Source organism: Pseudomonas kribbensis, from assembly GCF_003352185.1.
GTDB classification, from domain to species: Bacteria; Pseudomonadota; Gammaproteobacteria; order Pseudomonadales; family Pseudomonadaceae; genus Aquipseudomonas; species Aquipseudomonas kribbensis.
This window is the reverse complement of sequence record NZ_CP029608.1, coordinates 5,927,235-5,946,765: the sequence shown is the minus strand read 5'-3', so window position 1 is coordinate 5,946,765 and position 19,531 is coordinate 5,927,235. Positions and strand designations below refer to the sequence as shown.

Below are 19,531 nucleotides of genomic sequence, written 5' to 3'. Positions count from 1 at the left end.
TCAAAAGGGAGTGAGCTTCTATTGACGTCTGGAACACTCAGAAATGGCCGTGTGTCCTGAAGTTGCCGATGACGTTGCGGGATCGCCGCTGGTCTCAGCCTGAGCTCATAAACCCGCCGGGGATGAATGGCGATGAATCTCGCGATTCTACACCGCTGGCGTCAGGAGGGAATGGCGCAAAACGTTGTTCCAGTGCTGATGCCGCGTGCGGAATGACGACCGGCGGGTTTAATCACCACTCGGTTGCGCGATGGCACCGGTTTGCAGGACTTTGGCGCGACGGCTGATCCGGTTGTTCAGCGCGAGCGCCACACCGCTGAGCAAGACAAAGGCGTAACCCAGGGTGGATTGCAGATTGGCCGGGCTGAGGCTGATCAAGGCACTGATCAACCCGCCGCAGATGAAGATGATCGTGCTGCCGGCCGAGGCCGAGGTGCCGGCGTTGTCCGGAAACAGGCTCATGGCCCGGGAGGTGGCAGCCGGCCGGGCAATGGTGGTGCCGGCGGTGCAGATCAGCATCGGGATCAGCACGGTTGCCGGTGCCAGTGCAAAACTCGACGACAGGTACAACATGGTCACGCCGGCGAACAGGATCAGGCTCAGACCGACGACCATCTGTTGGCCGCTGCTGATGCGCCTGCTCAGCACGCTGGCGAGAATGCCTCCGGTGACGTAAGCCGCACCGTAGATCAGCAGGATCAACGAGAACTCGTAGGCGGACAATTGCAGCCGGTCCATGAAGATCAGTGGCGAGATCACGATGAATGAAAAGTGGCAGGCGAACGCAAAGGCCGAAATCAGCCAGTAGCCGACGAAGTCGAAATCTCCCAGCACCCGTCGGTAAACCGTGAGGAAGTTCGTGCGTGTGCCACGGGTGGTCGGTCGGCTGTTTTCCAGAAACAGCCAGGCCTTGAGCAGTACCACGGCCGATAATGCGATGAACACCCAGAAGCTGCCACGCCAGCCCAGTGTCGCCTGCAGGAAAGTACCGACAAGAGGCGATACCGAGATGAAAATCCCGCCGGCGGTGACCATCAGGATTCGCAGGCGATCGCGTTCCTTGCCTTCGAACAGGTCCTGGACCAGCGCCTGGGACAGCACGAAGCAACCGCAACCCAGTGCCTGCACGACCCGGAACATCAGGAACAGCGAATAGTCGGTGGTCATCACGCAGCCGAGGGCACCGAGCATTGAAACGCTCATGCCGGCGAGCAACAGGCCTTTGCGCCCGATCACATCCGACAGCGGCCCGATCAGCAACTGGGCGAAGGCGATGCCGACGGCGAATAGGCTGATGGACAGCGCGATGTCGGCCGGGGTGCTGCGAAAGTGTTCGGCCAGCGCCGGAAACGAAGGCAGCACGACATCCAGCGGAAAAACACCCAGCAACACCATCGCCAGCAACAGGCTGACGGCCCCGCGACGCTGTCGGGTCGTCACCCCGGATTTTCCTTTATCCATCGATCAATCCCGCCCTGGCGAAAAGTATCTGGTTGTAAGGTTCGGCGAAAAATCCGGCTTTCTTCAGTGCATTCAATGTGGCGATGCTGCCTGTCCGGGCACGTCGTCGGGAGGCTTGCAGTGTTGTCAGGCTGTCGAGTATTTCCAGCACGGCAACGTTGGCAATCCCGGCATCGCACAGACTTTGCCGCAGCCACTGTTCATCGGTTTCGAAGAAAATCCCGAAGATCTCGAGCAGGGTGGTTGCGGCGAATGCTCGTTGCTGCGGTACCAGATGCAGCCAGAGGTAATGGAACACTTCGGTGAAGTAGCGACTGTGTCGCGCCTCGTCGGTGAGGTGGTCGCGCAGCATGTCGTTGACCCCGGACACCAGGCTGTCCCGGCAGACGTCGAGCAGTTCCCGGGCAATGATGGTTTCCGAGACGAAGCCGAGCAGAAACCATGTCAGCGGTCGCTGCTCCGGAAGGGTTTCGTCGATCAGCCTGATCATGCGAGTGATCCGCCTGGGCATCACCGGGCGCCCGGTGATGCCGTAGAACCCGGCGATCTGTTCCGCGACCTGATGGGAGAACAGGGCGTGGTAGCCCTCATCGGTGTAGAGCTGCAGCGCGGCGGTTTTCATGGGGGGCGGAACATCGACCGGCAATTCGCCGTGGACGATGACTTCCACGGCGCGATTGACGATGCGGTGTTCGAGCAGGGTGGTGTAATCGAGAAAGTGCACCAGATGATTGGCCGTGAGCCGGTGCACCACCGAGCGGCCCGCAGCTTCGATGGCCGGGTGGGCGAGGTAGGGCAGAAATGCCGGCGGGAACCAGTGACGGGTTTCCAGCTGTTGCGCTACGTCATTAGGCAAGCGGTAATCGTGGGCACTGGCACGCACTGAAGCGCGAGTGTTCCAGTCGCCCAGCGAAAACTCGAAGACCGGGGCTTGGGAGAGAGGGCTCATGCTTGCGTCTCACGCAGCAGATCGCGCATTTCCTGGCACATCGCCTGACCGTCGCTTTCCCCGCAACCGACGAAGAACAAGGGTTGCTCCGCACTGTTCTCGAGTTGCAGCAAACTCTCGACCTCGTCGTCGGAAAACGCACCGGTCAGCCAGGTGTTCATGCCCAGGGCCGTGGCCACCAGTTGAAACGTCTGCGAGAGGTGCCCGACTTCGACGAATGCCATTCGATAGGCGCGCGAGTGCGGGTATTTCCACCAGAGCCTGTCGAAGCGGGCAGTGATGAACAGGCCCAGTGGCAGGTTATTGATGAAGTGCTGGCCTCCCAGCAGATTGCCCAGTGCTGTGTCGGGCCAGGGATTTATGAAGCTCAGGGCGTGTTCCGCCGGGTGATAGGCGTATATGCCGGGTGGCAGTCCGTCGACGTTCTGCACCAGCACAAACCCGGCGCAGGCATTGAGACCGCCCCCTGAAGGGCTGCCGCGCCGCGCGCCAAGACCTTCGGCGATGCTGTCGTCACAGTCGGCTTCGCGTTCTCGCAGGTAACCGAGGGACAGGTATAGCAAGGTGCCGACATCGTCCAGCGACAGGGGGGCGCCAGTGAAGGATCGGCAGGTCTTTCGCTGGATCAGTGAACCCGACAGGCTGTCGTCATTCAGTGCCAGAGGTGCGGGCAGGGCGATGAGTGCGTTCGGGGCGGTGTCCACAGGGACATCGGCCGGAGGCGAAGTGGCAAGCACGGTGTTGCAGTGTTCGAGGTATTGCCTGGACCATTCCTGAATATTTCGGGGCGTGTGTTCGCAGGGAATATTCCGGGTGCCGATATGGTAGATCCTGGACAGTTCATCCCAGCCCCAGGCCGGCGCTGCGATTTTTGTAGAAGTCAGTATTCCGGCATTTAGAAGTTGCGTGTCTATAGTGTTGTCGCTGTCATATAAAGCTGGCTCGTGAATAAGTTGTGCCAGTCGAGAAGAGTATTCGAAATCAAGTTCGTGCTGAGTATGGTCTTTGTAGTTCCAGACTATCTGGCCGGACGTTCGTGGCAGTATGAATAAATAAGGATTTATATGCATGTTGGGGCACGCTGCTCTGGATGAGTGTTTTGCCAGAGGCGCTGGGTAGCCGGCATACCCAGCGCCCACCTTACTTAACGGGCTTTAGGTGCGACCAGAAAAGCCAGGTTTGCGAGGGTGCGGGATTCCAGAGTAATTGCTTTCATGATTGAACTCCTTGTTCATTGTTGCTTCGTGGTTAGTTGGTGCCACCTTCGTGGTGACGACTTAATAATAGTTTGTAATGGATTAATCGCAAGCAAATATTAAGTAGGAATAATCCAGTAATTTTGTCGGAGTGATCTTTGGCTGGAAGTAAGTGTGTAAGTTGAATGCCACTAAATAGAATAGTTAAGGAAATGTCCTGCACGACGGCAGGACGATAAATGTAGGAAAGCAAAGTGCAAGACAAAAAGAAGGGGAGCCCGTGGGCTCCCCTTTCGATAGCGTCAATGCCGTGCGTCTGTCAGCTGTTGGGCAGCAGACGGCAGGTGATGCTCTTGATGTAGCGGGTTTCTGCAATGGCCGGGTGCACCGGGTGATCCGGGCCCTGACCACCGCGCTCCAGCAGCTGGATGTTGCGGTCCAGGTGGCGGGCGCTGGTCAGTAGGATGTTCTGCAGATCGTCTTCCGGCAGGTGCATCGAGCACGAAGCGCTGACCAGGATTCCGTCCTTGTTGAGCAGGCGCATGGCTTGCTCGTTCAGGCGACGGTAGGCGCCTTCACCGTTTTTCATGTCCTTCTTGCGTTTGATGAACGCAGGCGGGTCGGCCACGATCACGTCGAAGCGTTCTTCGCTGGCCTTGAGTTCCTTCAGGGCTTCGAAGACATCGCCTTCGATGCAGGTAATCTTGTCGGCGAAACCGTTCAGCGCGGCATTGCGCTCAACGCCGTCGAGGGCGAAGCCCGAGGCATCGACGCAGAACACTTCGCTGGCGCCGAATGCGGCAGCCTGCACGCCCCAGCCACCGATGTAGCTGTACAGGTCCAGCACGCGTTTGCCTTTGGCGTAAGGCGCCAGGCGTGCGCGGTTCATGCGGTGGTCGTAGAACCAGCCGGTCTTCTGGCCCTGGATTACCGGGGCTTCGAATTTCACGCCGTTCTCTTCCAGAGCAACCCACTCCGGCACCAGGCCGAACACGGTTTCGGTGTAGCGCTCGAGACCTTCGGCGTCACGGGCGGCGGAGTCGTTCTTGAAAAGAATGCCGCTTGGCTTGAGCACCTGGGTCAGCGCCGCGATCACGTCATCTTTATGGGCTTCCATGGTGGCGGAAGCGATCTGCACCACGAGGATGTCGCCGAAACGGTCGACCACCAGACCCGGCAGCAGGTCAGAGTCGCCGTAGACCAGGCGATAGAACGGTTTGTCGAACAGGCGCTGACGCAGGGAAAGGGCCACGTTCAGGCGGTGCACCAGCAGCGACTTGTCCAGCGGCAGCTTGATGTCGCGCGACAGCAGGCGGGCGCAGATCAGGTTGTTCGGGCTCATGGCCACGATGCCCAGCGGCTTGCCGCCGGCGGCTTCGAGGATCGCCTGGTCGCCGGCCTTGAAGCCGTGCAACGGGGTGGCGGCCACGTCGATTTCGTTGCTGTAGACCCACAGGTGGCCGGCGCGCAGGCGACGGTCGGCGTTGGCTTTGAGGCGCAAGCTAGGCAGGGACATGACGTCGCTCCGGAAAAAAGAGCGGGAGTATACCGTGTTGCGACGCAGGCGGGTTCGGTGCTGGACATGTGGCGCACAGGCCCGGCGCGCAAACGGAGGAAGGCAGAATTCTGTCCATGGTCTTGAATGAAAGTTTCCGCCGATCTGCCCCCGATGTGTCGTTCGTCGGTTTTTAGGGGTTAGAATCGCCGCCTGTCCAAGAGTATGTACTTATGTCCCAAGAGCTGACCACCGAACAGATTCAACAATCCTTGCAAGGCATCAGCGTGCCGGCGCAACCGCAGATCATGGTGGATCTGCAAATGGAGCAGTACATGCCCGACCCGGACCTGGAGACGATCGCCAAGCTGATCTCCCAGGACCCCGGCCTGTCCGGCTCTCTGCTGAAAATCGTCAACTCGCCGTATTACGGCCTGAGCAACAAGATCACCTCGATCAAGCGCGCGGTGAACCTGCTGGGCAGTCGCTCGATCATCAACCTGATCAACGCGCAGTCGATCAAGGGCGAGATGAACGACGACACTATCGTCACGCTCAACCGTTTCTGGGACACCGCCCAGGACGTGGCCATGACCTGCCTGACCCTGGCCAAGCGCGTCGGCACCGAGGCGAGCGACGAGGCCTACGCGTTGGGCCTGTTCCATGACTGCGGCGTGCCGTTGATGCTTCAGCGTTTCCCGGATTACATGACGACGCTCGAAAAGGCCTACGCCAACGCAAGTGCCGAACGCCGGGTCGTGGACACCGAGAACGATGTCTACAACACCAATCACTCGGTGGTCGGTTACTACACCGCCAAGTCCTGGCGCTTGCCGGAGCACGTCAGTGCGGCCATCGCCAACCACCACAACGCCATGGCGATCTTCAGCGACGAGACTTCGCGCAACAGTCAGATGAAAAACCTGCTGGCGATCCTGAAAATGGCCGAGCACATCTGCGCGTCGTACCGGGTGCTGGGCAACCAGAGCGAAGACTTCGAGTGGCAGGCTGTCGGGCCGCTGGTGCTGGAATACATCGGTCTCTCGGATTACGACTTCGAAACCCTGAAGCAGACGATCCGCGAACTCGGCGCACACTGATCAAGACACTCAAGATTCGAGACGCTCATGCCTGAATTGCCGGAAGTCGAAACCACCCGCCGCGGCATCGCCCCGCACCTGGAAGGCCAGCGCGTCAGCCGGGTGATCGTGCGTGACCGGCGGCTGCGCTGGCCGATTCCCGAAGACCTCGATGTGCGCCTGTCCGGGCAGCGCATCGTGCTGGTCGAGCGGCGCGCCAAGTACCTGCTGATCAATGCCGAAGTCGGCACGCTGATCAGCCACCTGGGCATGTCGGGCAATTTGCGGCTGGTAGAAGTCGGGATGCCGGCGGCCAAGCATGAGCATGTGGATATCGAACTGGAGTCGGGTCTGGCCCTGCGCTACACCGATCCGCGACGTTTCGGCGCGATGCTCTGGAGCAACGATCCGCTCAATCACGAATTGCTGATTCGTCTGGGGCCGGAGCCGTTGACCGATCTGTTCGACGGCGAGCGGTTGTATCAGCTGTCACGCGGCCGGTCGATGGCGGTCAAGCCGTTCATCATGGACAACGCGGTGGTGGTGGGGGTCGGCAATATTTACGCGACCGAAGCGCTATTCGCCGCCGGCATCGATCCGCGCCGTGAAGCCAAGGGCATTTCCCGGGCGCGTTATCTGAAGCTGGCGATCGAGATCAAACGCATCCTCGCCGCCGCCATCGAGCGCGGCGGCACCACGTTGCGCGACTTCATCGGTGGCGACGGGCAGCCGGGGTATTTCCAGCAGGAGCTGTTTGTCTACGGCCGCGGTGGCGAACACTGCAAGGTCTGCGGCACGGGCCTGCGGGAAGTGAAGCTGGGCCAGCGGGCCAGTGTCTTCTGCCCGCGCTGCCAGACCTGACGAAAAGCTGAAAAAGTCCTACGGTCTATAGTGAGTTGTCTCACTGTTCAGCCCGAAGGATCGTGCCATGAAGTCCTCGCAAGCCCTGCTCCTCGCACTGCTGCTGTGTTCCAGCCTGACCGTTCAGGCCACGGAAGGCGGCAGTGGTGATCCGCGATACGCCATCCAGAATCCACCGGCCTACGCCATGATCGGCGATCTGCTGATTGCCCGCCCCTTGCTGGTGGCGGCGACAGTGATCGGTGCGGGCGTGTTTGTGGTGTCGTTGCCGTTTACCGCGCTGGGTGGCGGTGTCGGCGATGCGGGGGAGGCGTTGGTGGTGGCGCCGGCGAAAGCGGCGTTCGTGCGTTGCCTGGGCTGTACCGGGGAAGGATTCGAGCAGCGCGAGTGAGCTAATCCGCTTTTTGCGGTGTTGCCGATGGTCCTTTCGCGAGCAAGTCGAGTCGTCGCACCGTCGCTCCCACAGAGGAGTGCATTTCAAATGTGGGAGCGAGCTTGCTCGCGAAGGGGGCGCTGCAGGACTCAGGCCTTGCCGGTAATCTTGCGGTACTTCTCCATCAACTGTTCTTCAGTCTCCGGATGGGCTTCGTCCAGTGGAATGCAATCCACCGGGCAGACCTGCTGGCACTGCGGTTCGTCGTAGTGGCCGACGCACTGGGTGCACAGGTTCGGGTCGATCACGTAGATCTCTTCGCCCTGGGAAATGGCGGCGTTCGGGCACTCAGGTTCGCAGACGTCGCAGTTGATGCAATCGTCGGTGATGATCAGGGACATGCTAACTCCAGCCGGGGCGGCGGGCCCGGGCGCAATAAATCAATGCGCGCAATTGTGCCGCATTGGCGCCCGCAGTGCACGCGGGCGCCGTTTGAACGGTCGTTACTTCTTGAAGCGCAGGGTCAGGGCATCAGCCACTGCCGGGTGGACGAACTTGCTGATATCGCCGCCCAGGGCTGCAATTTCCCGCACCAGGGTCGAGGAAATGAACGAATAACGTTCGGACGGGGTGAGAAACAGGCTCTCCACATCCGGCGCCAGCTGGCGGTTCATGTTGGCCAGCTGGAATTCGTATTCGAAGTCCGACACCGCGCGCAAACCACGCAGGAACACATTGGCGTTCTGCTCCTTGGCGAAATGCGCCAGCAGCGTCGAGAAGCCGACCACTTCCACATTCGGCAGGTGTTTGGTGACCTCGCGGGCCAGCTCGACCCGTTGTTCCAGCGGGAACAGCGGATTCTTCTTGGGGCTGGCGGCGACGGCGATGATCACATGGTCGAACAGGCGCGAGGCGCGTTCGACCAGATCGCCATGGCCCTTGGTAATAGGGTCGAAGGTACCTGGGTACAACACTCGGTTCATCGCGTCGTCCTGGCGGGAATCCGTTGGGGAGTCGGATGGTATCGCAGCCGTCCCGGTCGGCCAAGTCGCCTTTTGGGTAAGAAAGCACTATGGACGGTACGAATCTTCGGCTTTTTCACGGGTTTTTCAGCCGTTCGCCGAGGGATGTCGCCAGTTGCGCCGTCAGACCATACACCGACAACTGCGGGTTGGCGCCGATGCTGGTGGGGAACAGCGAGCCGTCGTGAATCGACAGATTGCGCAACTGATGATGGCGGCCAAGGCTGTCGGTGACGGCGGTTTTCGGGTCTTCACCCATCGCGCAACCGCCCATGACATGGGCGCTACCCAGGCGGGTGCGGTACAGCTCCAGGCTCAAGCCGTCGATCATTTTGCGTGCTTCGGCCAAGCTGTTCACATAACGCGCATCGGCGTGCATCGGCATTACCGCTTTGGCGCCACCGGCGAACTGAATCTCGGCCATGACGTGGAAGGCCCGGCGCAAACCGTCCCAGGCGTACGGCGAAACCTGATAATCGAGCACCGGCGAGCCATCACCGCGCAATTCGACACTGCCGCCCTGGCTGTCCGGGTGAAACCCGTCACGCAATAACGCCAGCATGGCGTGGGTGTGCGGAAGATCCGCCATGTGCTGTGCGTTTTCCTGGCCGAGGCCGCCGAGCAGGGTGGCGGCCAGCGCCGGGTGCAACGGCGGCACTTCGAGTTTGAAGGCCATCGGCCCGGTGGTGCCGTCCTTCCACTGGAAATGGTCGGAGTAGATCGACTGCGGCGCTCCGTAAAACGGGTTGATGACCTCGTCGAAGCGTCCGGCGGACATGTTCACCGGGTGCAGGAACGTGCGCTTGCCGAGGCGTTGATGCGGATCCGGCGCATCCGAGCGCAGCAGCAGGGCGGGGCTGTTGATCCCGCCGCCAGCCAGCACGTAATGGCGGGCCTTGACCGTGATCTTGCGCCCGGTCGGCTCGACGCAGCGTTCGTCCATCGCCACGCATTGCAGGCCGGTGACCTTGTCGCCGTTGATCAGCAGTTTTTCGGCGCGGGCCAGATAGAGCAGCTCGCCGCCCTTTTCCAGGGTCGCCGGAATGGTCGTGACCATCATCGACTGCTTGGCATTGGTCGGGCAGCCCATGCCGCAGTAGCCGAGGTTCCAGCAGCCGCGCACGTTGCGCGGGATCACGTGCCAGCTGTAGCCGAGTTGTTCACAGCCTTTGCGGATTACGTCGTTGTTGGCGTTGGGCGGCACCATCCACGGGGCGACGCCGAGGCGTTGCTCCATTTTCTCGAACCACGGCGCCATGTCGGCGGGGCTGTGATCTTTGACGTTGTGTTCCTTGGCCCAGTGTTCGAGGGTCGGCTCGGGGGTGCGAAAACTCGAGGTCCAGTTGATCAGGGTGGTGCCGCCGACCGCGCGACCCTGAAGGATGGTGATCGCGCCGTCCTTGCTCATGCGGCCGATGCCTTCCTGATAGAGGCTGCTGTAAGCCTTGTCCTCCAGCATCTTGAAGTCGCTGCTGGTCTTGAGCGGGCCTTCTTCGATCAGCAGCACCTTGTAGCCGGCGGCGCTGAGGATTTCCGCCGTGGTGCCGCCGCCGGCACCGCTGCCGATGATGGCCACGTCGGTTTCCAGGGTCAGGTCGTCGGACAGTTGGGCGCCGCTGTAGGTTTTCCAGCCACGGGCAAGGCCTTCGCGAAACGGGTCGGGTACGGGCATCAATCAGGCTCTCTTATTATTGTTCGGAGGCGTCGCGGGTCTTAAACCGTGGGCGGGCCGGGATAACCGCAGTGGGCCCAGGATTCGGCGCGGGTGTACCAGGCCATCATCACCATTTGCTGGAGGGAGCTGTGACCCATGCGCAGCAGGCTCAACGAGCTGTTTTCCCAGCGCTCGAGAAAGTGCCGGATCGCCTCGGGGCTGGCGTTTTCCCAACTGCCCCAGATTCCGGTCAGCGGTCCCCGGGTCACGGCCATGCCCAGCACGTCGAACAGTTGCCGGGTGAGCTTGAGCATTTCCGGCGACAGGCGATCGAGGCTGTAGTCCAGGGACTTCAGGGTTCCATCGACAGCGGCGGGCATCTTTTCCACCGCGACGGCGCCCTCGAGCATCACCGGAATCAGCGCGCGCAGAAACAGCAGATCGCCGCTGCGCAACGTGGCGAATCCGTTGGCTGAAACGCTCGACGAGCAGCCGCTGAGACTGGCGCCGAGCCCGGCGGTGGCGAGGAAAGCTGTGGCGCCCAGGCTGAATTTCAGCAGGCCACGGCGCGTGAGGGCGGGTGTTTCGGTCAGGCTTGGGTGCATTGTTGTTATTACCCGGCGGTGACGTTAGCGAATGAACAGTTTCTGGATCAGTTTCTGAATGGATTTGCCGTACGGCGGATAGATCAGCTTCGCCGCGTTGAAGCGCTGTTTAACCAGTACACCCTTGGCTTTGCTGAAGGTCAGGAAACCTTCGTGTCCGTGGTAATGGCCCATCCCCGAAGGCCCGATACCGCCGAACGGCATATCGTCCTGGGCCACATGCAGCAGCGTGTCGTTGAGGCAGACGCCGCCGGAGTGAGTTTCGTGGAGCACGCGGTTCTGTTCGCGTTTGTCGTAGCCGAAGTAGTAAAGAGCCAGAGGACGTGGGCGCTGATTGATGTAAGCAAATGCCTGATCCAGGTCCCGGTACGGCACGATCGGCAGCAGCGGGCCGAAGATTTCGTCCTGCATCACCGTCATCTCGTCGCTGACGTTCAGTAGCAGGCTGTGGGGCATGCGTCGGCCCTGGCCCTGATCGAACAGCGGAATCAGCAGCGCGCCCTTGCTGGTGGCGTCGCTGAGGTAGCTGTTCAGTCGAGCCAATTGGCGCTCGTTGATGATGGCGGTGTAGTCCGGGTTGTCGGCGAGTGTCGGATAAAACCCGCGCACGGTCTGGCGATAGGCTTCGACAAAGCCGCCGACCCGTTCTTCCGGCACCAGCACGTAGTCCGGCGCCACGCAGGTCTGGCCGGCGTTGAGGGTCTTGCCGAAGGCGATGCGTTCGGCGGCGTCCTTGAGCGGCACGTCGTGGGAGACGATGGCCGGGGATTTGCCGCCCAGCTCCAGGGTCACCGGCGTGAGGTTTTCCGCCGCCGCGCGCATCACGTGCTTGCCGATGCTGGTGGCACCGGTGAACAGCAGGTGGTCGAAGCGCAGTTTCGAGAACGCCACGCCGACATCGGCCTCACCGAGCACCACGCACACCAGATCTTCAGGGAAGATCCGCGCCAGCAATTCCTTGAGCAGCAGGCCGGTGGCCGGGGTCGATTCGCTGAGTTTGAGCATCACCCGGTTGCCTGCTGCGAGCGCGCCGGTCAGCGGGCCCATGGCCAGGAACAACGGGTAGTTCCACGGCACGATCACGCCGACCACGCCCAGTGGCTGATACACCACTTTCGCCGAGGCTGGCTGGAAGGCGACGCCGACCTTGCGCCGTGAAGGTTTCATCCACTGGCTGATATGCCGGCTGGCGTAATGAATGCCGTGTAGGCTCGGCATCAGCTCGGCGAGCAGGGTTTCATCGGCGCTGCGATGGCTGAAATCCGAACTGATCGCCTCGATCAATGCCTGCCGTTCGCTGCTCAGCAGGTCGCGCAAGGCCTTGAGCCACTGCTGACGCTGGGCGGCAGGCGGCATCGGGTTGGCGGCGTAGGCGGCGCGCTGCGCGTCGAACAACCGGTTGAGCTCTTCCAGCGGCTGTTGCAACGATTGCAGGTAGGCAATATCGGCGGTCATTGTCGGCTCCGGATTTGTTGTCGTGAGGAACTTTCTAGAGTCTATGCTCTAGAAAGTCAAATGACTTCCTTGGGCATCATGGTTTTATCCCGTTCCGGTTAGGTCGTAAGATGCCCCCCAACGCACTCTGAATTAAAGCTCAAGCCATGGCCCCACGGATCAAAACCAGCGAGCGCATCGTGCAGAACAGCCTCGAGCTGTTCAATCAGCAGGGCGAGCGCAGCATCAGCACCAACCACATCGCCGCCCATATGGAGATTTCTCCGGGCAACCTGTACTACCACTTCCCCAACAAGCAGGCGATCATCGCCGTGTTGTTCAGTGAGTACGAAAGCCTTGTGGACAGCTTCCTGCGCCCGCCTCAAGGGCGTGCGGCGACGGTCGAAGACAAGCGCTTCTATCTCAAGGAACTGCTGTCGGCGATGTGGCGCTACCGCTTTCTGCACCGGGATCTCGAGCATCTGCTCGATAGCGATCCGGACTTGGCCGCACGCTACCGGCGCTTTTCCCAGCGCTGCGTGATTCAAGGCGCGGCGATCTATGAAGGTTTCGTCGCCGCCGGCATCCTGAAAATGGACCGGGTGCAGATCGAATCCCTGACCCTCAACGCGTGGATCATCCTCACCTCCTGGGTGCGCTTTCTGTGCACCACCCGGGAAAATTCCAATCACCTCAGCGAGCAGGCCATTAAACGTGGCGTGTATCAGGTGCTGGTGCTGGAAGCGGGATTTGTCACCGAGCAGGCCCGCGATGAGGTCAATGCACTGTTCGAAGAATTCTACGTACCGTTGGCCCAGGCCCTCGAAGAAAGGTCCTGACCCATCCGCTCACAGGAGTCGTTCGCTATGCCGATTGCGCAACTGATCAGCCCGACAACGCTGGATGCCCGCAAGGAGCAACCGGGGCTGGTGATTCTCGATTGCCGTTTTGCCCTCGAAGACCCGGATTACGGCCAGCGCAGTTATGCCGAAGGGCACATTGCCGGGGCGAGTTTCGCCGATCTTGAACGTGACCTGAGCGGGCCGGTGACCAAGGGCGTGACCGGACGTCATCCGCTGCCGGAGCCGGCGGCGTTGATCGAGCGTCTGCAAGCGTTCGGCATCAACAACGACAGCGACGTGGTTCTGTATGACGACGGCCCCGGTGCCTATGCTGCACGGGCCTGGTGGTTGCTGGCGTGGTTGGGCAAGCGCGACGGCGTGTTCATTCTCGATGGCGGGCTCAAGGCCTGGCACGCGGCCGGTCTGCCGCTGAGCCTGGATGCGCCTTCGGTGGCGCGCGGGACGTTCAGCGGGCGCCCTGACAAACATCTGCTGCTCAGCGCCGAGCAATTGCAGCAACGCCTCGGCCAACCGGCTCTGACCCTGCTCGATGCCCGCGCCTTGCCGCGCTTCAAGGGTGAAGTGGAGCCTATCGACCCGATTGCCGGGCACATTCCCGGCGCGCAATGCGCGGCGTTTACCGAGAATCTGGGCAGCGATGGACGTTTCCTTCCGGCGGATCAACTCAAGCAGCGCTTTGCCGCGAAACTCGGCGAGCGTTCGCCGAACGATCTGGTGGCGTATTGCGGTTCCGGGGTGACGGCGTGTCACAACCTGTTTGCCCTGTGTCTGGCGGGTTATCCGTTGGGTACGCTGTATGCCGGATCGTGGAGCGAGTGGATCAACGAGCCGTCGCGTGGTATCGCCACTGGCGAGTAAACGCGTTCAGCGCTCCAGCCGCGCACTGCGATAAGCCGCCGGCCCCACGCCATAAACCTGTTTGAACTGCCGGCTCAGATGACTCTGGTCGGCAAAGCCCAGTTGCGTGGCGACTTCCACCGGCAGGCAGCCGCTCTGCAACAAACCCCGTGCGCAGGCGATCCGCTGTTGCATCAGCCAGGTGTGCGGCGGCATGCCGGTGGCGCGGCGGAACACCCGGGCGAAGTGGAAGGGTGAAAGGTTCACCGCCGCCGCCAGTTCTTCCAGGGAGGGTGGCGCCGCCAGTTGTGCGTGCAGCAACTCCTTGGCCATCACCACCGCACGGTGTTCTTTGCCGGGTTTGCCGTTGATCTGCACCGCCGCGTGACGTTGCAACAGCAGCATCATCATTTCGCGCCACACCGTCTGCTGTTGCAGTGCGGTGGCGGGGCTTTCCAGTAAACGGTGCAACTGACTGAAGCCGTTGACCAGATCCGGGTCGCGGTACAGCGTCGCCCCAAAGGCCGGCATTGGCGCGGTCGGTAGTTCCAGTTCTTCGAGCAGCGAGACAATCTTGCCGGTGTCCGGATAAAACGCCCGGTACAGCCAGCCGTCCTCGGTGCCTTTGTGGCCGGTGTGCAATTCATCCGGGTTGATCAGCACCAGCGTGCCGCTGCCAGCGAGGTGTTCGGCACCGCGATAACGATAGCGCTGGGCGCCGGCCATGATCATGCCGATCACGTAGCCGTCGTGGACATGCGGGGCGAAACGATGCTCGATATAGCGCGCCGAGAGCAGCTCGACGCCGGCCAATGGCGCGGTTTGCCAGAAACGGATCGACTCGCCCTGATCGCTCATGCCGTCACCCGCGCCCCGATTCGGCCAGCCATTGGGGAATGCGCCGCTCCAGGTAATAACCCGGTTGGCGGAATGAGCCGTCGACGAAGCCGACATGCCCGCCCCGGGCCTGCAATTCGAATGCGGTCGAACTCGACAACTCACTGGCCTGCGGCAGGCTGTGGGGAAATACGAACGGGTCGTCCGCCGCCTGAATGATCAGGGTCGGCGTGCGAATTTCGCCAAGAAAGTAGCGGCTCGATGCCCGGCGATAATAATCCTCGGCATCGGCAAAACCGTGCAGTGGCGCGGTCACCCGGCCATCGAAATCCCAGAAAGTGCGCATGTTTTCCAGCGAGCCGAGGGCAGCCAGTGCGGCGAGACCGTCCTCGCGCCCGTCGTGCTGGAACTGGCGCTGCTTGTTCTTGATGTAGGCCACCATCTCGCGCATGAAGTGCGCCTGATAGACCTTCGAAAAACCCTGGCCGATACGGTCGGCGCATTGATCCAGTCGAAACGGCACCGACACCGCCACCGCACCGAGCACGCCGCTGGCGCTGCCGGTTTCCCCCAGATGCTTGAGCAGCACGTTGCCGCCAAGGGAATAACCAACCGCATACAGCGGCGCCAGTGGTCGCTTGGCTTTCAGGTGTTTGATGGTTTCGGCGAGGTCTTCACTGGCGCCGGAATGGTAGCTGCGCGGCAACAGGTTCGGCTCGCCGGAGCAGCCGCGCCAGTTCAATGCGACGCTGGCCCAGCCTTGGGCGGCGAGCGCTGCCTGGATTCCAGCCACGTAAGGCGAATTGGAAGAGCCGGTCAGTCCGTGCAGCACCAATACCAGAGGTGCTTCGGCGCTGTGCGGGCCGTGCCAGTCGAGGTCGAGGAAGTCGCCGTCCTCCAGCCACAGGCGTTCGCGCTGGCGATCAAGGTGCACGGTCTTGCGCCACAGCGGCCCCCACAGGGTTTGCAGGTGCGGATTGCCGAGGCCGAAGGCGGGAATGAACGGTTTTGACGAAGGGGACACGATTGCTCTCGATGCAGCGCAGCGAGCCTCGGCTGAGACTCGCCGCTTTTTCAGGCCGGTCGGTTAACCGGCGATCACTGCCATACGTTGCCACAACGCGTAGTACACCCGCCCGGATTTCTGCTCGCGGTGCAGGCGCCAGTTGCCTGGCAGGCCGAGGGTCGATGGCGCGGTTTCGCTTTCAGTGTAGATCCACGAATCATCGGCCAGCCATTGGCGCTCTTCCAGCAGCGTGCACACGGCGGGCAGCAGGTTCTGGTTGAACGGCGGGTCGAGGAACACCAGATCGAACGCGGTCGCGGTCTGGGTTTCCAGATAGCGCAACGCATCAGCGGTCTGCACCTGGCCGTTGGTGCAGCGCAGGGTGCCGAGGTGTTCTTTCAGGCTCGAGACCGCGACATGGCTGGCATCCAGCGCCTGGCCCATGGACGCGCCACGGGACAGCGCTTCCAGAAACAGCGCGCCGCTGCCGGCGAACGGATCGAGCACCTTGGCCCCGGCAACGTACGGCGCGAGCCAGTTGAACAGGGTTTCACGCACACGGTCCGGCGTCGGGCGCAGGCCCGGTGCATCCGGGAAGCTCAGTTTGCGGCTGCGCCACTCGCCGCCGATGATGCGCAACTGGTTCACACCGTTGTGCAGTTTTTGTACAGGTTTCTTTGGACTGGCCATTAATGCTCCGGAACCCCGAGCGGCTGCTCGGCAGGTTTATCAGATGGGGCCGGTAACGGCTTTTGCGGCACGGTCGGGCCAGCGCTGACGATGACCATTTTGTCCGTGCTCAAGTGTTTGTTCAGGGCGTCGCGGACCTGCTCGACGGTCAGGCTCTGGGACTGACGCATGAAGTCGTCCAGATAGCTCAGCGGCAGATTGTAGAAACCCATGGCACCAAGCTGACCGACGATATCGGCGTTGCTCGCGGTGGACAGCGGGAAGCTGCCGGCCAGTTCGCGCTTGGCATCGTCGAGTTCTTTCTGGGTCGGGCCGGTCTTCAGGTAGTCGGCGAGCACGTCCTGCACCAGTTTCAGGGTGCCTTCGCTCATTTCCGCGCGGGTCTGCAGATTGATCATGAACGGGCCGCGCGCCTGCATCGGGCTGAACGCCGAATATACGCCGTAGGCCAGGCCACGCTTCTCGCGGACTTCACTCATCAAACGGGTGCCGAAGCCACCGCCGCCGAGGATCTGGTTGCCCATCGACAGTGCAGCGTAGTCCGGGTCGTCACGGTCGATGCCCAGTTGCGCGAGCATCAGGTTGGTCTGCTTCGACGGGAACTCGATGTGACCGACGCTGGCCTTCGGCTCCTGCGGCTGGGCAATCTTCGCCAGCGCCGGGCCTTTCGGCAGGGCTGCGGAAACCTGATTGGCAATCGCCTCGGCTTCGCTGCGGGACAGATCGCCCACCAGTGCAATCACCACGTTGCCGGCGGCATAGGCCTTGGCGTGGAACTCACGCAGTTGCGCCAGGGTGATCTTCGGCACGCTTTGCGCGCTGCCATCGCTGGAGTGCGCGTACGGGTGATCGCCGTACAGACGCTTCATCAGTTCCAGGCTGGCGAGCTTGCCGGGGTTCTGTTTCTGGTACTCGAAACCGGCGAGCATCTGGTTCTTGATGCGGGCGAAGGAATCGGCGGGGAAGGTCGGTTTGCCGATCACTTCCGAGAACAGTTTGAGTGCCGGCTCGCGTTTGTCGGCGGCACTCAGGCTGCGCAACGAAACGATGGCCATGTCCTTGTAGGCGCCGTTGCCGAAATCCGCACCCAGGCCTTCGAAGCCTTGGGCGATGGCGCCGACATCCTTGCCCGCCACGCCTTCGTTGAGCATGGCGTTGGTCAGCAGGGCCAGGCCCGGCGCGTTGCCGTCCTGGCTGCTGCCGGCGGAGAAGATCAGGCGCATGTCGAACATCGGCAATTCGCGAGCTTCGACGAACAGCACCTTGGCGCCTTCGGCGGTGTTCCAGGTCTGCACGTCGAGCTTGCGGCTGGCCGGGGCCTTGCCGTCGAGCTCGGCCAGCGATTGCAGCTTCTGGCTGGACTTGGCGTTATCCAGCGCTTCGCTGGCCTTGCTGTTGTCGCTCGGCGCCAGATACAGCGCGGCGGAGCCAATGACTGCCACGGCGATCAGGCCGAGCAACAGGCGTGGGGTTTTGCGCTCACTCATGAGTCGTCTCCAGTGGCAGGACGTGGGCGACGCTGAGACGTTCGCGGGTGAAATACAGCTTGGCGGCGTTCTGGATGTCTTGCGGGGTGACGCTTTCCAGATCGGCCAGTTCGGTGTCCATCAGCTTCCACGACAGACCGACGGTCTCCAGCTGGCCGATGGCGGTGGCCTGGCTGGTGATCGAATCGCGTTCGAAAACCAGGCCGGCGATGACTTGCGCCCGCACGCGCTCCAGCTCTTCAGCGGACGGTGCGGTGGTTTTCAGCTGTTCCAGCAGTTTCCACAGGCCGGCTTCAGCCTGGGCCATGGTCTTTTTCTTCTGGGTGTTCGGCGTGGCCGACAGGGTGAACAGGCTGTCACCGCGAGTGTAGGCGTCGTAGCTCGACGAACCGCCGGACACCAGCTCTTCGCCGCGCTCCAGTTGGGTCGGGATGCGCCCGCTGTAGCCGCCGTCCAGCAGCGCCGAGATGAGGCGCAAGGCGTTGATCGAGCGTTTGTCTTCGGCGGTGGCCAGACTCGGCACGTTGAAACCGAGCATCAGGCTGGGCAGCTGGGTCTGCACATGCAGGGTGATCTGGCGTTCGCCGGGTTCGGCCAGTTCCAGCGGCTGCTTCGCCGGTGGCACATCGCGTTTAGGGATCGGACCGAAGTAGCGCTGGGCGAGGGTTTTCACCTCGTCCGGGGTCACGTCACCGACCACCACCAGCGTGGCGTTGTTCGGCACATACCAGGACTGATACCAGTGGCGCAGCTCTTCGACCTTCATCCGGTCGAGGTCGGCCATCCAGCCGATGGTCGGCGTGTGATAACCGCTGGCCGGGTAGGCCATGGCCTTGTAGCGCTCGTAGGCCTTGGACATCGGTTTGTCGTCGGTGCGCAGACGGCGCTCTTCCTTGATGACTTCGATTTCCTTGGCGAATTCGTCGGCCGGCAGGCGCAGATTGGCCATGCGGTCGGCTTCCAGTTCGAAGGCTACGCCCAGACGATCGCGGGCCAGCACCTGGTAGTAGGCGGTGAAGTCATCGCTGGTGAAGGCGTTCTCTTCGGCGCCGAGGTCACGCAGGATCAGCGAGGCTTCACCGGGACCGACTTTCTCGCTGCCCTTGAACATCATGTGCTCGAGGGCATGGGACAGACCGGTCTGGCCCGGGGTTTCGTAACTGGAGCCGACCTTGTACCAGACCTGCGACACCACCACTGGCGCGCGATGGTCTTCGCGCACGACGACTTTAAGACCGTTGTCGAGGGTGAATTCGTGGGTCGGTTGCGGGTCGGCCGCCAGGGCCGAAAGGGGCAGGCAGACTGTGCTGAGCAGCAGGCCTGCGGCGCGGCGGGCTAGAGCATTCATTCGTTTTTAAACCTGTTCGGCTGCCCGCTTGGTCTTAGCCTAGGCGGGCGAGGAGGTGCTAGGATACTGATCCGTTTTACTGGCGGCCACGCCTATCAGGCCACTGATCGGTCTATAGGTTGTACGGGTTACCGGCAGAAGCTTTGAGTTTGTCAGCTAAACTCTGCGTTTTCGCCGACGATGCCGTTCCAGTCCTTCGTATTTAAAGACCTTTGAGGTGCTTTTGGCGCCTCGACAAAATGTTGCGCGTGAACAAGCTGGGTGAAACACAGTCTGTTCTGCATCGAATATTTATTTGCCGGGGCGCCCCTGTGGCGCGTCGCTACCGTGAGAT

19 protein-coding genes are annotated in these 19,531 nt (G+C 61.7%); 5 read left to right on the top strand and 14 right to left on the bottom strand.

Annotation, left to right across the window (positions count from 1 at the left end; translation table 11 throughout):
• Positions 1-228: 228 nt before the first annotated feature.
• From DLD99_RS27280 to DLD99_RS27265, 4 genes are all read right to left on the bottom strand, one after another.
• Positions 229-1,461 (bottom strand): multidrug effflux MFS transporter, encoded by a 1,233-nt coding sequence (locus DLD99_RS27280; RefSeq protein ID WP_114886130.1) that lies wholly within the window; start codon positions 1,459-1,461, stop codon positions 229-231.
• Positions 1,454-2,410 carry a diiron oxygenase gene (locus DLD99_RS27275; RefSeq protein WP_114886128.1) on the bottom strand — a complete coding sequence of 319 codons (957 nt, stop codon included), beginning with the start codon at positions 2,408-2,410 and terminating at the stop codon, positions 1,454-1,456. The genes DLD99_RS27280 and DLD99_RS27275 overlap by 8 nt, the downstream gene beginning before the upstream one ends.
• Complete coding sequence (locus tag DLD99_RS27270; protein WP_114886126.1) at positions 2,407-3,480, bottom strand: SagB family peptide dehydrogenase; 1,074 nt, start codon at positions 3,478-3,480, stop codon at positions 2,407-2,409. The genes DLD99_RS27275 and DLD99_RS27270 overlap by 4 nt, the downstream gene beginning before the upstream one ends.
• Positions 3,481-3,925: 445 nt before the next feature.
• Positions 3,926-5,122, bottom strand: coding sequence for a class I SAM-dependent rRNA methyltransferase (locus DLD99_RS27265; RefSeq protein WP_114886124.1), 1,197 nt, complete (start codon positions 5,120-5,122; stop codon positions 3,926-3,928).
• Positions 5,123-5,388: 266 nt separating this feature from the next.
• On the opposite strand from DLD99_RS27265, the gene DLD99_RS27260 reads away from it, so the two are divergent.
• From DLD99_RS27260 to DLD99_RS27250, 3 genes are all read left to right on the top strand, one after another.
• A complete protein-coding gene (locus DLD99_RS27260; protein WP_162803536.1) occupies positions 5,389-6,201 on the top strand; it encodes an HDOD domain-containing protein in 813 nt (270 codons plus the stop codon).
• Between the two features lie 27 nt (positions 6,202-6,228).
• Entirely contained in the window at positions 6,229-7,041 is an 813-nt protein-coding gene (gene mutM / locus DLD99_RS27255) for a bifunctional DNA-formamidopyrimidine glycosylase/DNA-(apurinic or apyrimidinic site) lyase (protein ID WP_085709046.1), read from the top strand.
• 67 nt (positions 7,042-7,108) lie between these two features.
• On the top strand, positions 7,109-7,432 hold the full coding sequence (locus tag DLD99_RS27250) for a multidrug transporter (protein WP_085731548.1): 324 nt from the start codon (positions 7,109-7,111) through the stop codon (positions 7,430-7,432).
• Between the two features lie 131 nt (positions 7,433-7,563).
• Here the strand turns inward: DLD99_RS27250 and DLD99_RS27245 are convergent, their stop codons facing one another.
• The 5 genes from DLD99_RS27245 to DLD99_RS27225 form a co-directional block, all read right to left on the bottom strand.
• Positions 7,564-7,815: a YfhL family 4Fe-4S dicluster ferredoxin gene (locus DLD99_RS27245; RefSeq protein WP_003195146.1), complete on the bottom strand. Its 252-nt coding sequence runs from the start codon at positions 7,813-7,815 to the stop codon at positions 7,564-7,566.
• Positions 7,816-7,917: 102 nt separating this feature from the next.
• Positions 7,918-8,397 (bottom strand): pantetheine-phosphate adenylyltransferase, encoded by a 480-nt coding sequence (gene coaD / locus DLD99_RS27240; RefSeq protein WP_003229157.1) that lies wholly within the window; start codon positions 8,395-8,397, stop codon positions 7,918-7,920.
• Positions 8,398-8,512: 115 nt separating this feature from the next.
• A complete protein-coding gene (locus DLD99_RS27235) occupies positions 8,513-10,108 on the bottom strand; it encodes a GMC family oxidoreductase (protein ID WP_114886120.1) in 1,596 nt (531 codons plus the stop codon).
• 41 nt (positions 10,109-10,149) lie between these two features.
• Entirely contained in the window at positions 10,150-10,695 is a 546-nt protein-coding gene (locus DLD99_RS27230) for a twin-arginine translocation pathway signal protein (protein WP_114886118.1), read from the bottom strand.
• Positions 10,696-10,719: 24 nt separating this feature from the next.
• The gene (locus DLD99_RS27225) at positions 10,720-12,150 is read right to left on the bottom strand and encodes a coniferyl aldehyde dehydrogenase (protein ID WP_114886116.1); all 1,431 of its coding nucleotides are present in this window, start codon (positions 12,148-12,150) and stop codon (positions 10,720-10,722) included.
• Positions 12,151-12,296: 146 nt separating this feature from the next.
• Here DLD99_RS27225 and DLD99_RS27220 point away from each other — a divergent pair, with 146 nt between their 5' ends.
• Both DLD99_RS27220 and DLD99_RS27215 read left to right on the top strand, forming a co-directional pair.
• On the top strand, positions 12,297-12,968 hold the full coding sequence (locus DLD99_RS27220; protein WP_065258928.1) for a TetR/AcrR family transcriptional regulator: 672 nt from the start codon (positions 12,297-12,299) through the stop codon (positions 12,966-12,968).
• Positions 12,969-12,995: 27 nt separating this feature from the next.
• Positions 12,996-13,850 (top strand): sulfurtransferase, encoded by an 855-nt coding sequence (locus DLD99_RS27215; RefSeq protein WP_114886115.1) that lies wholly within the window; start codon positions 12,996-12,998, stop codon positions 13,848-13,850.
• A 6-nt stretch (positions 13,851-13,856) separates the two neighbouring features.
• On the opposite strand, the gene DLD99_RS27210 is transcribed toward DLD99_RS27215, so the two are convergent.
• The 5 genes from DLD99_RS27210 to DLD99_RS27190 all read right to left on the bottom strand — a co-directional run bounded on the left by DLD99_RS27210 (position 13,857) and on the right by DLD99_RS27190 (position 19,197).
• Complete coding sequence (locus DLD99_RS27210) at positions 13,857-14,687, bottom strand: AraC family transcriptional regulator (protein WP_114886113.1); 831 nt, start codon at positions 14,685-14,687, stop codon at positions 13,857-13,859.
• Between the two features lie 4 nt (positions 14,688-14,691).
• Complete coding sequence (locus tag DLD99_RS27205; RefSeq protein WP_114886111.1) at positions 14,692-15,690, bottom strand: hydrolase; 999 nt, start codon at positions 15,688-15,690, stop codon at positions 14,692-14,694.
• A 63-nt stretch (positions 15,691-15,753) separates the two neighbouring features.
• Complete coding sequence (rsmD, locus tag DLD99_RS27200; RefSeq protein WP_114886109.1) at positions 15,754-16,362, bottom strand: 16S rRNA (guanine(966)-N(2))-methyltransferase RsmD; 609 nt, start codon at positions 16,360-16,362, stop codon at positions 15,754-15,756.
• Positions 16,362-17,849 carry a M16 family metallopeptidase gene (locus DLD99_RS27195; protein ID WP_085709056.1) on the bottom strand — a complete coding sequence of 496 codons (1,488 nt, stop codon included), beginning with the start codon at positions 17,847-17,849 and terminating at the stop codon, positions 16,362-16,364. The genes rsmD and DLD99_RS27195 overlap by 1 nt, the downstream gene beginning before the upstream one ends.
• Entirely contained in the window at positions 17,842-19,197 is a 1,356-nt protein-coding gene (locus DLD99_RS27190; protein WP_114886107.1) for a M16 family metallopeptidase, read from the bottom strand. Before DLD99_RS27190 ends, DLD99_RS27195 begins: the two co-directional genes overlap by 8 nt.
• Between the last annotated feature and the right edge of the window lie 334 nt (positions 19,198-19,531).